Origin of the sequence: Amycolatopsis thermophila (assembly GCF_030814215.1) — a bacterium.
GTDB classification, from domain to species: Bacteria; Actinomycetota; Actinomycetes; order Mycobacteriales; family Pseudonocardiaceae; genus Amycolatopsis_E; species Amycolatopsis_E thermophila.
In genome coordinates this window covers 5,300,206-5,314,078 of record NZ_JAUSUT010000001.1, presented here as the reverse complement: position 1 = coordinate 5,314,078, position 13,873 = coordinate 5,300,206, and the positions used below count along the sequence as shown (strand labels likewise).

General features: G+C 73.6%; 11 protein-coding genes. 1 reads left to right on the top strand and 10 read right to left on the bottom strand.

The features are described 5' to 3' along the window. Nucleotides 1-42: 42 nt before the first annotated feature. From FB470_RS26050 to FB470_RS26020, 7 genes are read right to left on the bottom strand one after another with little or no spacing between them, the layout of a single operon-like run. Complete coding sequence (locus FB470_RS26050) at nucleotides 43-1,851, bottom strand: glycoside hydrolase family 15 protein (protein ID WP_306995733.1); 1,809 nt, start codon at nucleotides 1,849-1,851, stop codon at nucleotides 43-45. After that, nucleotides 1,851-2,909 carry a glucose 1-dehydrogenase gene (locus FB470_RS26045; protein ID WP_306995730.1) on the bottom strand — a complete coding sequence of 353 codons (1,059 nt, stop codon included), beginning with the start codon at nucleotides 2,907-2,909 and terminating at the stop codon, nucleotides 1,851-1,853. Before FB470_RS26045 ends, FB470_RS26050 begins: the two co-directional genes overlap by 1 nt. Continuing rightward, a complete protein-coding gene (locus FB470_RS26040; protein ID WP_306995728.1) occupies nucleotides 2,897-3,238 on the bottom strand; it encodes a DUF6292 family protein in 342 nt (113 codons plus the stop codon). Before FB470_RS26040 ends, FB470_RS26045 begins: the two co-directional genes overlap by 13 nt. Further along, entirely contained in the window at nucleotides 3,235-4,350 is a 1,116-nt protein-coding gene (locus tag FB470_RS26035; protein WP_306995726.1) for an enolase C-terminal domain-like protein, read from the bottom strand. Before FB470_RS26035 ends, FB470_RS26040 begins: the two co-directional genes overlap by 4 nt. Next, entirely contained in the window at nucleotides 4,347-6,128 is a 1,782-nt protein-coding gene (locus tag FB470_RS26030) for a thiamine pyrophosphate-requiring protein (protein ID WP_306995724.1), read from the bottom strand. Before FB470_RS26030 ends, FB470_RS26035 begins: the two co-directional genes overlap by 4 nt. A gap of 37 nt (nucleotides 6,129-6,165) precedes the next feature. Further along, the gene (locus tag FB470_RS26025; RefSeq protein ID WP_370876567.1) at nucleotides 6,166-9,204 is read right to left on the bottom strand and encodes an FAD-binding and (Fe-S)-binding domain-containing protein; all 3,039 of its coding nucleotides are present in this window, start codon (nucleotides 9,202-9,204) and stop codon (nucleotides 6,166-6,168) included. Nucleotides 9,205-9,226: 22 nt separating this feature from the next. Continuing rightward, nucleotides 9,227-10,237 carry an SDR family oxidoreductase gene (locus tag FB470_RS26020; RefSeq protein WP_306995722.1) on the bottom strand — a complete coding sequence of 337 codons (1,011 nt, stop codon included), beginning with the start codon at nucleotides 10,235-10,237 and terminating at the stop codon, nucleotides 9,227-9,229. Here FB470_RS26020 and FB470_RS26015 point away from each other — a divergent pair. Next, nucleotides 10,224-10,745, top strand: coding sequence for a MarR family winged helix-turn-helix transcriptional regulator (locus FB470_RS26015; protein ID WP_306995720.1), 522 nt, complete (start codon nucleotides 10,224-10,226; stop codon nucleotides 10,743-10,745). The genes FB470_RS26020 and FB470_RS26015 overlap by 14 nt on opposite strands. 33 nt (nucleotides 10,746-10,778) lie before the next feature. Here FB470_RS26015 and FB470_RS26010 read toward each other — a convergent pair whose 3' ends face one another. The 3 genes from FB470_RS26010 to FB470_RS26000 are packed head-to-tail and all read right to left on the bottom strand — an operon-like array spanning nucleotide 10,779 to nucleotide 13,763. Then, the gene (locus FB470_RS26010; RefSeq protein ID WP_306995718.1) at nucleotides 10,779-11,543 is read right to left on the bottom strand and encodes a crotonase/enoyl-CoA hydratase family protein; all 765 of its coding nucleotides are present in this window, start codon (nucleotides 11,541-11,543) and stop codon (nucleotides 10,779-10,781) included. Beyond that, entirely contained in the window at nucleotides 11,540-12,709 is a 1,170-nt protein-coding gene (locus FB470_RS26005) for an acyl-CoA dehydrogenase family protein (protein ID WP_306995716.1), read from the bottom strand. Before FB470_RS26005 ends, FB470_RS26010 begins: the two co-directional genes overlap by 4 nt. Nucleotide 12,710: 1 nt before the next feature. Continuing rightward, nucleotides 12,711-13,763, bottom strand: coding sequence for an alcohol dehydrogenase catalytic domain-containing protein (locus tag FB470_RS26000; RefSeq protein ID WP_306995714.1), 1,053 nt, complete (start codon nucleotides 13,761-13,763; stop codon nucleotides 12,711-12,713). Nucleotides 13,764-13,873 lie beyond the last annotated feature (110 nt).

Sequence of the window (13,873 nt, the reverse complement as noted above, 5' to 3'; positions counted from 1 at the left end):
CCCATCCCCTGGCCCCGCCCGGCGGGCGGGGCCCGATCCTCGTCAGACCGGCCGGCCCGGCATGTGCTGCTGCGAGCCGGTCGCGTTCGTGTCGGTCGTCGCACCGGACAGGTGGCGGGCGGCGTTGACCAGCCCCACCATGCTGAACGCCTGCGGCGTGTTGCCCAGCTGGCACCCGCGCCGCGTGTCGTACTCCTCGCTGAGCAGCCCGACATCGTTGCGCAGGGCGAGAAGCCGCTCGAACAGGGCGCGCGCCTCGTCCACCCGCCCGGTGCCGTGCAGCGCGTCGGCCAGCCAGAAGCTGCACGCGAGGAAAGCACCTTCGTCCCCGGTCAGCCCGTCGACCTCGCCGGGGCGGTAGCGCAGGAGCAGGCCGTCGCGGCACAACTGCGCCCGCACGGCGTCGACGGTCCCGTGCACGCGCGGGTCGTTCCAGGGCAGGAACCCGACGCGGGGTATCAGCAGCAGCGCGGCGTCCACTTCGGACGAACCGTAGGACTGGGTGAACGTGCCGCGCCGCGCGTCGAAACCGTGCGCGCACACGTCGGCGTGGATGCGCTCGCGCAGCGCACGCCAGTGCTCGACCGGCCCGTCCAGGTGGTGGTCCTCGACCGTGTGCACGGCCCGGTCCACCCCGGCCCACGCCATCACCTTCGAGTGGGTGAACTGGCGGCGCGGGCCGCGCACCTCCCACAGGCTGTTGTCGGGCTCGTCCCAGTGGCCCTCCAGGTAGTCCAGCAGCGCCCGCTGGAGGTCCCACGCGTCGAGCTCCACCGGCACGCCGGCCTCGCGCACCAGGTGCAGGCCGTCGAGCACCTCGCCCCACACGTCCAGCTGGAACTGGCCCACCGCGGCGTTGCCCACCCGCACCGGACGCGAACCCGCGTACCCGTCCAGCCACGGCAGCTCCGACTCCGGCAGACGCCGCGCGCCGTCGAGCCCGTACATGATCTGCAGGTCCGCCGGGTCGCCGGCGACCGCCCGCACCAGCCATTCCCGCCACGCGCGCGCCTCGCCGGTGTAGCCGGTGCCGAGCAGCGCCTGCAGCGTGAACGTCGCGTCACGCAGCCAGCAGTAGCGGTAGTCCCAGTTGCGGCTGCCGCCGAGCTCCTCGGGCAACGACGTCGTGGCGGCCGCGACGATCCCGCCGGTCGGCGCGTAGGTCAGCGCTTTCAACGTGATCAGTGACCGCCGCACCGCGCCCTCCCACGGGCCGCGGTACCGGCAGCGGGAGATCCAGTCCGTCCAGAACGCCTCGGTCTCGGCCAGGGCGCGCGCGGGTTCGGGTGGTTGCGGCCGCGGCAGGTGGGAAGGCCGGTGGGTCAGCACGAACTCCGCCCGCTCCCCCGGCGCGACCCCGAACCGGGCGTGGAAGGCGCCGCCGGAGTGCTCGACGGGCACCGGTGCGGACAGCCACAACGCGTCCGGCCCGGCGACGGCGACGTGCCGTCCCTGCTCGGTGCGCAACCACGGCACGATGTCGCCGTAGTCGAAGCGCGGCCGCAGCGTCATCCGCATCGGCACCCGCCCCGACACGCCCTCCACGATCCGCACCAGATCGGGACCGTCCCGCCGTGGCGGCATGAAGTCCACCACCCGCACGGTGCCCTCGGCGGTGTCCCATTCGCTGCTGAGCACCAGGGTGTCGCCGCGGTAGGACCGCCGGGTCGCGGGGCCACCGGACGCGGGCGCGAGCCGCCACGTGCCCGCGTGCTCGTCGTGCAGGAGCGCGGCGAACCCGGCCGCGGAATCGAACCGCGGCAGGCACAGCCAGTCGACCGCCCCGGCGCGCGAGACCAGTGCCGCGGTGTGCAGGTCGCCCAGCAGGGCGTAGTCCTCGATCGGGATCATCACCCGTCCTCGCTCAGCGTCACGACCACCTTCACGTCCCCGTCCCCGGCGGTGAAAGCTTCCTCGGCCCGCTGCAGCGGGACCCGACGGGTGATCAGCCGCTCCAGCCACCCGGGATCGGCCCGGGTGAGGGCGGCGGCGGCCAGGCGGTAGTGGCGCAGGTTCGCGTTGACCGACCCGAACACCACGTCGTTGGCCAGCACGAGCTCGCGGTTGACCGCGCCGAAGTCGACCGCGATCCGGCGCCCGGCCGCGGACACGCCGGTCAGGCACACGATGCCGTAGGCGGCGGTGTGCTCCACGACGTCGTAGACGACGCTGCCCGCCCCGGTGGCCTCGACCACGACGTCCGGCTGGACCCGGGCGGCGACGACGTCGGCGGCCTCGTGGTGGTAGGTGGCGCCCAGCTCGGCGACCAGCCGCGGTTTCGGGCCCTGCGTGACCCGGTCCAGCACGTGCACGTCCAGCCCGCGCTGGGAACCGATCAGGGCGGCCAGCAACCCGATCGGCCCGGCGCCGGTGACCAGGACCCGGCGCGGCTCGAACCAGGAGCGGTCGCCGATGCGCTCGATCTGCTCCCACGCCTTGGCCACCACCGTCGTCGGCTCCAGCAGCACACCCACCCGTTCCAGGGACGGGTCGAGCCGGGCGGCGTAGTCCGCCTCGACCGTCCACAGTTCGCTGCCGTAGCCGTGGTGTTCCTTGATGCCGCGCTCGGTGTAGCGGCCGTTGCGGCACATGTCGAACTCGCCGTGCGCGCACGCCCCGCACGGCACGGGGTCGGGCCGGCGCACCACACCGGCGACGAGGTCACCCTCGCCGAACCCGGACCCGGCGGGCGCGCGCAGGACGCGGCCCAGCGACTCGTGCCCGAGCACCAGGCGCTCCTCGCCGGGCGGGGCCCAGCCGTAGTCCCCGGCGACGATCTCCTTGTCGGTGCCGCACACCCCGAGCGCGAGCCCGCGCACGAGCAGCTCGCCCGCGCGGGGTTCGGGATCGGGCAGCTCGGCCACCCGCAGCGACTTCGGTTCCCCGGGCCGCACGGTCAGTGCGCGCATGGTCTCCTCCTCGGGGTCAGGGCGTGCCGGACGAGCGCGGCGAGCGGCGCGGGTTCCGGTGCGACCGGCTCGGGCCAGGCCTCGAGCACGATCGGGTCCTCACCGGCGGTGGGCTCGACCGCCAGGCGCCAGCCGCCGGTGCTGGTCCAGTCGAGCATCAGCGCGCGGCCCGGGTGTTCCGCGCTGAGGTCGGCCAGCGCCACGTACGCGGCCGACGGATCGTCGTATTCGCACCAGGTGGCGCTCGCCTCCACCCCGAGTGCGCGCGCCACGCGTTCCACGTAGGACCGCAGCGCGACCTGGCGGGCGTGGTCCGGGTCGGGTTTCACGACGCGCTCCCCACCGTGGCGCCCACCGCGTACGGCTCGAGGTCGGCCTCCTTGAGGGTGAAGCCGTGGCCGGGGGCCGAGGGGTCGGGCCGGGCGCGCCCGCCCTCGGGCGCCAGCGCGCCGTCGACGAAGGCCGACTCGATGCGCTCGTGGTCGGCGAACCACTCCAGATGCCGGATGTTGGCGGTGGCCACCCCGGCGTGGGCGGACAACGCGGGAGCGCAGTGCGCGGAGACGTCCAGCCCGCCGGCTTGCGCCACGGCCGCGATCCGGCGCCATTCGGTGTAGCCGCCGCAGCGGGTGACGTCGATCTGCAGGCAGTCCACCGCCGGCACCATCCGGGCGAAGTAGGCCAGGTCGTAACCGTACTCGCCGGCGGTCACGTCCGCGCTGATCTCGTCGCGCAGCGCGGCGAGGCCGTCGAGGTCGTCGCTGGACACCGGTTCCTCGAACCAGCTGACGCCCAGCTCCTCCAGCGCGGGCGCCACGCGCCGGGCCTGCCCACGGGTGTAGCCGCCGTTGGCGTCGACGTACAGTTCGGTGCCCGGTCCGATCACGTCGCGCGCCGCGCGCACGCGGGCCAGGTCGCGGTCGAGCCGGTGGCCGGCGTCCTCGCCGATCTTGATCTTGACGCGCGGGATGCCCCGGCCGGTCCAGTCCTCGAGCTGGCTGTGCAGCTCGTGCAGGTGCTGGCTGACGAACCCGCCGCTGCCGTAGACGGCGACCTCGTCGTGCACCCGTCCCAGCAGCCGCGACACGCCGAGGTCCAGCAGCCGTGCCGCCGCGTCCCACAGCGCGATGTCCACGGCGGACAGCGCGCAGGAGACGAGACCGGGACGGCCCAGGTTGCGCACCGCGCTCCGCATGGCCTCCCACCGCCCCGGCACGTCGAGCACCGGCCGGCCGAGGATCGCGCGCGCGAGCGGCCCTTCGGCCAGCGGCACGCACGCCTCGTGGGCGTAGGTCCAGCCCAGCCCGGTCACCCCGCCCGCGTGGACCCACACCGCGACCATCGTGGTGTGGTCCCAGGACAGGGTGGCGTCGGCTTCCGGCGCGGGGGTGGGGATGCGGTAGGCCCGGGCCCGGACCTCGCCGACGAGCGGGCCGGTCATGGCAGCAGCTCCTGCGCCTTGGTGCGCACCCCCTCGGCGACCAGGTGCCACGCCTGCGGATCGCCCTTGAGGACCGCCTCGGTGACGGACTTGACCTGCGCGGCGGTGGCGTGCGGCGGGATCGGCGGCACCTCCGGGTCGCAGCGCACGTCCAGCACGGTGGGCCGGGCGGCCGACAGGGCGGTGTCCCAGGCGCGCCCGACGTCGCCGGGGTCGTCCACGGCGATCGCGTCGAGGCCGAGGTCGCGCGCCACCGCGGCGTAGTCGACGTCGGGCAGCGACTGGGACTCCTCGAACTTGGGCGCACCGCCCATCGCGCGCAGCTCCCAGGTGACCTGGTTGAGGTCGTTGTTGTGGAACACGCACACGACCAGCCGCGGGTCGGCCCACCGGCCGGCGTAGCGGCGGATCGTCAGCAGCTCCGCCATGCCGTTCATCTGCATCGCGCCGTCCCCGACGAGCGCGATCACCGGGCGGTGCGGGTGCGCGAACTTCGCGCCGATCGCGTACGGCACCCCGGGGCCCATCGTGGCCAGCGTGCCCGACAGCGACGCCCGCATCGTGCCGCGGATGCGCAGGTTGCGGGCGAACCAGTTGGCGGCGGAACCGGAGTCGGAGGTCACGATGGCGTTGTCCGGGATGCGCGCGGACAGTTCCGACACCACGAGCATCGGGTTCACCGGTCGGGCCGGCACGCGCGCCTGCTCGTCGACCGTGTCCCACCACGACCGCACGTTGTCCTCGATCGTCTCGCGCCAGGACCGGTCGGGCCGCGGCTCCAGCAGCGGCAGCAGGGCCCGCAGGGTCGCGGCCGCGTCGCCGACCAGGTTCACCTCGGTCGGGTAGCGCAGGCCGATGAACCGGCCGTCGAGGTCGATCTGGATCGCCCGCGCCTGACCGAACTCCGGCAGGAACTGGCTGTACGGGAAGTTCGACCCGACGATGACCAGCGTGTCGCAGTCGCGCATCAGCTCGTAGCTGGGCCGCGTGCCGAGCAGCCCGATCGCACCGGTGACGTAGGGCAGCTCGTCGGACAGGACGTCCTTGCCCAGCAACGCTTTCGCGACACCGGCGCCGGTGCGTTCGGCGAGCTCGCGGACCTCGTCCGCGGCGCCGCGCGCGCCCTGCCCGGCCAGGACGGCGACCTTGCGGCCGTCGTTGATCACCGCTGCCGCCCGGGCCAGTTCGCTCTCCGGGGGTGTGGGGGCCGGGCGCGCCAGACCCGGCGGGCTGGACGGGACTTGTTTGAACGCGTGCTCCGGCGCGGTGTAGGGCAGCTCCTGCACGTCGGCCGGGACGATGAGCGCGGTCGGCGCCCGCGAGGACAGCGCGACCCGCATGGCGCGGTCCAGGGCGTTGGGCAGCTGCTCGGGCACGTTGACCTCGACCAGGTACTCGCCGGCGACGTCCTTGTACAGCGCCTGCAGGTCCACCTCCTGCTGGTAGGACCCGCCCATCGCGCTGCGCGCGGTCTGCCCGACGATCGCCACCACCGGCACGTGGTCGAGCTTGGCGTCGTACAACCCGTTGAGCAGGTGGATCGCACCCGGCCCCGAGGTCGCCATGCACACCCCCACGTGCCCGCTGAACTTGGCGTACCCCACCGCTTCGAACGCGGCCATCTCCTCGTGCCGGGCCTGGACGAACCGCGGCTGGTCGTCGGCCTTGCCGAGGGCGGCGACGAGGCCGTTGATGCCGTCGCCGGGGTAGGCGAAGACCTGTTCGACCCCCCACTCGCGCAGTCGGGCGAGCAGGTGGTCCGCGACGGTCTGGGTCATGTCGTACTCCTCCCCGCGGGACGTGCCCGCGCTCGGGTCAGCGGCGCCGGGCCAGGCGCGCGGCGCCGGCCAGTGCCAGTCCGGCCGCACCGAGGACCGCCGCCCGCGCCGGGGCGCCGGGACGGCGCGGGCGGTCCGGGGCCTGCCCCGCGAGCAGCTCGGCGAGGTGCCGGGCCTGCCGCCCGGCGAGCTGGTGGATCTGGGTCCGGCAGCTGAACCCGTCCGCCAGGACGGTGGTGCCGGGGTCGCTTTCGCGGAGCGCGGGCAGCAGGACCCGTTCCGCGCAGGCCTCGCTCACCTCGAGGTGGCCGCGTTCGAACCCGAAGTTCCCGGCCAGGCCGCAGCACCCGGAGTCCAGCCGCTCCACCTCGACACCGGCCCGCTCCAGCAGTTCCCGGTCGGCGTCCCAGCCGAGGACGGCGTGCTGGTGGCAGTGCACCTGCGCCACCGCCCGGCCGGGCCGGGCGGGCGGCTGGTACCCGGGCGAGTGGCGGGTCAGCAGCTCGGCGAGGGTGACCGTCTGGTCGCGCAGCCGCCGCACGTCCTCGTCCTCCGGGAACAGCTCGGCCGCGTCGGCGCGGAACACGGCGGTGCAGCTGGGTTCCAGGCCGAGCACGAGCCCGCCGCGGCGCAGGTGCGGCGCCAGCCGGCGCACGGTGCGGCCGAGGACCTTCTTGGCGGTGGCGAGCTGGCCGGTGGAGATCCAGGTCAGCCCGCAGCACACCGGCCCGTCCGGCACCACGACCCGCCATCCGGCGTCCTCGAGCAGCTCGACCGCCGCGCGGCCGAGGTGCGGGTGCAGGTGGTTGGTGAACGTGTCCGGCCACAGCAGGACCTCGCCGCGCACACCGGTGCCCCGGGGGGCGCGGCGGGCCGTCCACTGCTGCAGCGTCTGCCCCGCGAAGAGCGGGATCTCGCGGCGCTCGATGCCCGCGGCCGCGGTCGCCAGACGGGACAGCGGCGGCGTGTGGGTGGCCGCGTTGACCAGCGGGCCGAGGCGCGCCCGGCCGATCGCCTGCGCGAGCACCGGCAGCCAGCCCATCGACCAGTGCGACCGCGGGCGGCGCCACGGGCGGTGGCGGTAGTGGTGGGCCAGGAACTCGGCCTTGTAGGTGGCCATGTCCACGTTGGCCGGGCAGTCGGTCTTGCAGCCCTTGCACGCCAGGCACAGGTCGAGCGCGCCGGCCACTTCCGCCGAGCGCCAGCCGTCGGTGATCGGGCCGTCGCCGTGGCCGTCGAGCATCTCGAACAGCAGCCGCGCCCGGCCCCGCGTCGAATGCTCCTCCTCTCCGGTGACCTGGTAGGACGGGCACATCACCTGGCCGCCCTCGGTGGTGTGCTGGCGGCAGCGGCCCACCCCGACGCACCGGTTGGCCGCCTCGGCGAACGAGCCGCCGTCGTGCGGGAACCGGAAGTACAGGTCCTGCGGGGCGGCCGGTGACCAGTCGCCGCCCAGGCGCAGGTTCGCGTCCAGCGGGTAGGGCGCCACGACCTTGCCGGGGTTCATCCGGTCGTCCGGGTCGAAGATCGCCTTCAGCTGCCCGAACGCGCGCACCACCTCGGTGCCGAACATGACGGGCAGCAGCTCGCCGCGGGTCTGCCCGTCGCCGTGCTCACCGGACAGCGATCCGCCGAACTCGGTGACCAGGCGCGCGGCGCGTTCCAGGAAGCGCCGGTAGGTGGCGACCCCGTCGGCGGTGTAGAGGTCGAACGGGATGCGGGTGTGCACACAACCCTGGCCGAAGTGGCCGTACAGTGCGGGCCCGGTGTCGCTTTCGTAGCCGAACTCCGCGTACAGCGCCGACAACCGCCGCAGGTAGTCGCCGAGCCGCTCGGGCGGGACCGCGGAGTCCTCCCAGCCTTCGAAGGTGTCCGGTTTGCCCGGCACGTGCGCGGTCGCGCCGAGACCGGCCTCGCGCACCTGCCACAGTTCGGCCTGGTGGCGCGGGTCCTCCAGCACCTCGGACGAGGTGCCGGGCAGTGCGGCCACGAGGTTGCGGGCGCGCTCGCCGGCCTCCTCGGGGGTGGCGCCGCCGAACTGCGCCATCAGGAACGCGCGGCCCTCGGGCAGCTCGCCCAGGGCGTCGGGGTTGAGGTGCTTGATCCGCTCGTCCCGGATGAGCTTGGCGTCCAGTCCCTCCAGCGCGATGGGCTCGTGCGGCAGCACGTCCGGCACCGCGCCGGCGGCCCGGTCCACGCTCGGGTAGCCGAGGACGACCAGGCTGCGGTGCCGGACGACGGGCACCAGCTTCAGCTCGGCCCGCAGCACGGTGACCAAAGTGGACTCGCTGCCGACCAGCAGCCCGGCGACGTCGAACCCGTGCTCGGGCAGCAGGGAATCCAGGTTGTAGCCGGACACGCGGCGCGGGATGTCGGGGAAGCGCTCCCGGATGGCGTCGGCGTAGGTGTCGCGCAGGCGCCTCAGCTGCCGGTAGAGGGCGGCCTGCCGGTTGCCGTGGCGTTCGATCGCGGCGTACTCGTCGTCGTCGGTGGGGCCGCACCAGAACCGGGTGCCGTCGTAGCAGAGCACCTCCAGTGCGGCGATGTTGTCGACGACCTTGCCGGTGCGCTGCGCGGTGGCGCCGCACGAGTTGTTGCCGATCATGCCGCCGATCGTGCAGTTGCGGTGGGTGGCCGGTTCCGGCCCGAAGCGCAGCCCGGTCGGTGCCAGCTGCCGGTTGAGGTCGTCGAGCACGATGCCCGGCTGCACCACGCAGGTCGCCGCATCGGGGTCGACGCTCTCCAGGCGGTGGCAGTACTTCGAGAAATCGAGCACCACCGCGGTGTTCGTGCACTGGCCGGCCAGGCTCGTGCCACCGCCGCGGGACAGCAGCGGCGCGCCGAACTCGCGGGCGACGGCCACCGCCTCGGCCGCGGCCTCCGGCGTGCGCGGGACGACGACCCCGATCGGCACCTGGCGGAAGTTGGAGCCGTCCGTGGAGTAGGCGGCGCGGCTTCCGGCGTCGAACCGCACCTCGCCGTCCACGCGGGAACGCAGAGCGGCGGCCAGTCGCACACGGTCCACTTCGGAGTGTCGCGGATGGACCACCGGGTCGGGCAGATCGGTTGTGCTCACACCGTCTCCTCTGTCGGATGTGTCAGCGTCGCAGGGCCCAGCCCACGGCCGCGAGTGCGATGCCACCGGCGGCGGCGAGGCTCCCGCGGTGGCGGGACGCCCACGGCTGGAGGGCGCGGTGGTGCGCCTGCCGGTCGAACTCGCCGTGCGCGCCCGCGTCGGAACCGGGCCGCTGGTCGGCGGGCGACCACAGGTTCACCGGCCGGTCCGGGTCGCGCGGCCGGTCGGTCTGCTGCGCCCCGAAGCCCGTGCGGGCCAGGTAGCGGTCGAGCAGGCCGGGCGCCACGGCGTTGCCGACGAGCGTGGCGACCGTGCTGCCGCCCACCCAGTACTCGCGGCGCCGCGGGTGCTCGGCCGCGTGCACGATGGCGCGGGCGGCGATCTCGGGCTGGTAGATCGGCGGGACCGGTTGCGCGTGCCGCCGCAGCCGGGACAGCACCCATCCGAACTGCGGGGTGTTCACGGCGGGCAGCTGCACCATCGTCACGCGCACCTCGCTGCGCTCGTGCAGCAGTTCGCACCGCAGCGACTCGGTGAAGCCTTGGATCGCGTGCTTGGCACCGCAGTAGGCCGATTGCAGCGGGATGCCGCGGTAGGCCAGTGCGGAGCCGACCTGGACGATGGCGCCCCGGTTGCGCGGGCGCATCCGGCGCAGGGCCGCCTGCGTGCCGTGCACGTACCCCAGGTAGGTGACCTCGGTGACCCGCCGGAACTCGGCCGGCTCGATCTCGGTGAACGGCGCGAAGACCGAGGTGAACGCGTCGTTCACCCAGACCGCGATCGGCCCGAGCGCCGTCTCGGTCTCCTCGGCCGCCCGCTCGACGGCGTCCGGGTCGGCGACGTCGACCTTGAGCGGCAGCGCCTCGGCACCCGCCCGGCGGACCTCCTCCGCGGCGGCGGCCAGCCCGTCCTCACCGCGGGCGAGCAGGGCGACCCGGTAGCCGCGGGCCGCGAACTCACGCGCGGTGGCCCGGCCGACGCCGCCACTGGCGCCGGTCACGACGGCGACGGGGTGTTCGGTGCGTGAAGACATCTTCCGCTCCTCTCGCTCCCTCCCCTACCATAATTGCGTGGCGCAAATGTGCAAGGGAACGACGGAGACGGATGCGGCACTGGCCGCGCTGCGCGCGATGGTCGGCATCGCCGACGCGACGGTCGAACGGGGCACGGCGGGCCTGACGCTGACCCAGTTCCGCGCGCTGCGGACGGTGGTCGCGCGCACCCCCGTCACGATGGGACGGGTGGCCGCCGAACTCGGGATGAACCCGTCCTCGGTCACTCGGGCGTGTGAACGCCTCGTCGCGGCGAAACTGCTGGCGAAGGCTCCGAATCCGTTGAACAAGCGAGAGATCCTGCTCGCACCGACGGCCGCCGGGCGCCAGCTCGTCGAGCGCGTCGACCACGACCGCAGGGACGTCCTCACAGCCATCCTGGATCGGATGAACCCGGCCGCCCGCGAAGCGGTCGCGACGACCTTCAGCGCGTTCGCCACCGCCGCCGACGGACTCCTCGCGCCGGGCGACCGAGCCGCTACGGAGTGATTGCGTCACGCAATCGTTGTGACCACGGTCCGGTCACCTGCCGCGCCACACCGGGTCCCGCTTCTCGGCGAAGGCGCGAGCTCCCTCGCGCGCGTCCGCGGACTCGAAGACGGGCTGGACCAGCGCCTGCTGTTCCCGGAAGGACTCCTCGGCGGTCCAGTCGAAGGCCCGGCTGACGACCGCCTTGGAGACCCGGACCGCCAGCGGCGCGTTGGCGTTGATGCGGCCGGCCAGCGCGAGAGCCTCCTCGAGGGCCCGTCCCGGGGGCACCAGCCGGTTGACCAGCCCGTGGCGGTGGGCCACCTCCGCGTCGAACGGATCACCCGTCAGGGCGTGCTCCATCGCCAGCTGGTAGGGCATCCGCAGCGGCAGGCGCAGCAGCCCACCGGCCGCGGCGACGAGCCCGCGTTTGACCTCGGGAATCCCGAAGCGGGCGCCCTCGGCGGCCACGATCAGGTCGCAGGCCAGGGCGAGTTCGCACCCGCCGGCCAGGGCGTATCCCTCCACGGCGGCGATCACCGGCTTGGTCATCCTGCGCTCGGTCAGGCCGGCCAGGCCCCGCCCGGGGATCACGACCCGCTCCCCCCGCAGGAACGCCTTGAGGTCCATGCCTGCGCAGAACGTGCCGCCCGCGCCGGTGAGGATCGCGCACAGCAGGTCCTCGCGCTCTTCCAGCCGGTCCAGCGCCGCGCTGACGGCTGCGGCCACGGCGGAGTCGATCGCGTTGCGCGCCTGCGGACGGTTGAGGGTGACGACCAGAACGTGGTCCCGCTCGTCGACCAGCACGGGGTCGGTCACCGCGTCACTCCCTTGCCCGACGGAACGAGGGTTCGCGCGATGACGTTGCGCTGCACCTCGCTCGTGCCTTCACCGATCTCGAGGATCTTCGCGTCGGCGTAGAACCGGGAGATCGCCGATTCCCGGATGAAACCGTACCCGCCGTGGATCTGCACGCTCGCGCTCGCGACCCGGTTGGCGACCTCGGAGGCGTACAGCTTCGCCATCGCCGCGGCCTTGGCGTAGGGCCGGCCCTGGTCGCCCAGCCACGCAGCGCGGTAGACCAGCCAGCGCGCGGCCTCCACCTCGGTGGCCATGTCGGCGAGCTTGTGCCCCACCGCCTGGAACTTGTTCAGCGGACGCCCGAACTGCTCGCGGTCCCCCGCGTGCCGGATCGCGAGGTCGAGGGCGGCCTGCGCGAGCGACAGGGACAGCGCCGCGACGCTGACCCGTCCGGCGTCCAGCACCTCCAGGAACTGGCGCAGCCCGTTGCCCTCCTCCCCCAGCAGGTGGTCCTCGGGGATCCAGCAGTCGGTGAACACGAGCTCACGCGTGTCCAGGGCGTGCCACCCGAGCTTGCGCAGCGGTTGTCCCTTCGCGTAGCCGGGCGTGCCGTCCGGCACGAAGAACGTCCCGTACCTGTTCTTGCCGTTGCCATCCGATCCGGTGACGGCCAGCACGGTCACGCCGAGGCTCATCTCGGTACCGGCGTTGCTGATGAACATCTTGGTGCCGTTGAGCACCCAGCCGTCCTCGGTGCGGCGGGCCCTGGTGCGGATGCCCGCCGCGTCCGAGCCCGCCGTGGGCTCGGTCAGCCCGAACGCGCCCAGCTTCTCGCCGGTCGCCAGGGGAACCAGCCACCGCTTCTTCTGGTCGTCGGTGCCGAACCGGGCCAGTGGCAGCGTCGCGATGGTGGAGTGGGCGTTCCACGCCGCGGCCACGGACTGGTCGGCCTCGCCGAGCGCCTCCATCGCGGCCACATAGGACACCAGCCCCGCGTCGGCGCCGCCGTAGGCCTCCTCGACGAGCATGCCCATCAGCCCGAGCTCGCCGAGGCTGCGGAACACCTTGACCGGGAAGTGGCACCGTTCGGACCACTCGGCCGCGTACGGCGCGATCTCCCTGGCGGCGAAGTCGCGGCACATCCGTTGCAGGTCCACGGTTTCCGCGGGCAGGTCGAAATCCATGTCAGCGCTCCTCGGGGTTGAGCAAGATCTTCAGGTGGGCACCCGAGCCCAGTTCGCGGAACGCGTCGAGCCCCTGGGCGAGCGGGTACACGCCGGTCAGCAGCGGCGCGGGATCCAGCCGCGCGGTGGCGATCAGGTCGAGCACGCGCGGGATGTCGAAGTTGTAGCCGAGCGATCCGAGCACGGTCCGCTCGAACGGCACGATCTGTTTCAGCGGCAGCGACGCCGCCCCGCCGCTGATCCCCGCCAGCACGACCCGGCCGCCGCGCCGGACCGTGGAGACCGCGAGTTCGACGAGTTCCGGCCGTCCGGTGGCCTCCACCACGACGTCCGGTCCGATCCGCCCGGTGCGCAGGAACACCTCGCGTCGCACGTCGGTGACGGCCGGGTCGTAGACCTCGGTCGCGCCCAGTTCGGCGGCGCGCTTCGCCCGGTCGGGCACCGGCTCGCTGACGTGGATTCCCGCGGCACCGGCCAGTTTCAGGGCCATCAGCACGGCGATGCCGATCGGTCCGGCACCGAGCAACAACGCGGTGTCGCCCGGTTGCACCCCGGCCCGGCGGACGGCGTGCAGCCCCACCGCGAGGGGTTCGGCCAGCGCCGCCAGCTCGTCGGTGACGCCGTCGGGCACCGGCACCAGACCGGCCACCGGAACGGTGACCAGCGGCGCGAACGCGCCCGGTGAGGCGAGGCCGACCGAGCCGCCCTTGGCGCAGATGTGGTACTCGCCGTGGCGGCACCAGCGGCAGGTGCCGCACCGCAGGCACGGGTCGACGGCCACCCGGGTGCCGACCTCGATACCCGGCACCGGGGAGCCGAGTGCGGCGACCCGTCCGCTGAACTCGTGCCCCAGGGTGATCGGCGGCGTGGCGCCGGTCAATGGGTGGGGCGTGGTCCGGATCAGGTTGGGGCCCGAGGTGTACTCGTGCAGGTCCGTGCCGCAGATGCCGGTGTAGGACACGGCGACGACCGCCTCACCGGGCCCGGGTGCGGGCGGTTCCGGTACCTCGTCGAGCCGCAGATCCCCTCTGCCGTGCCAGCGCAACGCCCGCATCCGACCCACCTTCGCGTCCGGGTTGTTTTTTCGAACAATCGGTACAAGAATCGTGGTTCCCCGCCAGATGTCAAGGGGGCGGGCCGAAACCCCAGGACGACAAGGGCACG

Coding starts and splice junctions, on each gene's coding strand:
- FB470_RS26050 (WP_306995733.1), bottom strand. CDS start 1,851: ATGATCCCGATCGAGGACTACGCCCTGCTGGGCGACCTGCACACCGCG.
- FB470_RS26005 (WP_306995716.1), bottom strand. CDS start 12,709: ATGGATTTCGACCTGCCCGCGGAAACCGTGGACCTGCAACGGATGTGC.
- FB470_RS26030 (WP_306995724.1), bottom strand. CDS start 6,128: ATGACCCAGACCGTCGCGGACCACCTGCTCGCCCGACTGCGCGAGTGG.
- FB470_RS26045 (WP_306995730.1), bottom strand. CDS start 2,909: ATGCGCGCACTGACCGTGCGGCCCGGGGAACCGAAGTCGCTGCGGGTG.
- FB470_RS26035 (WP_306995726.1), bottom strand. CDS start 4,350: ATGACCGGCCCGCTCGTCGGCGAGGTCCGGGCCCGGGCCTACCGCATC.
- FB470_RS26000 (WP_306995714.1), bottom strand. CDS start 13,763: ATGCGGGCGTTGCGCTGGCACGGCAGAGGGGATCTGCGGCTCGACGAG.
- FB470_RS26020 (WP_306995722.1), bottom strand. CDS start 10,237: ATGTCTTCACGCACCGAACACCCCGTCGCCGTCGTGACCGGCGCCAGT.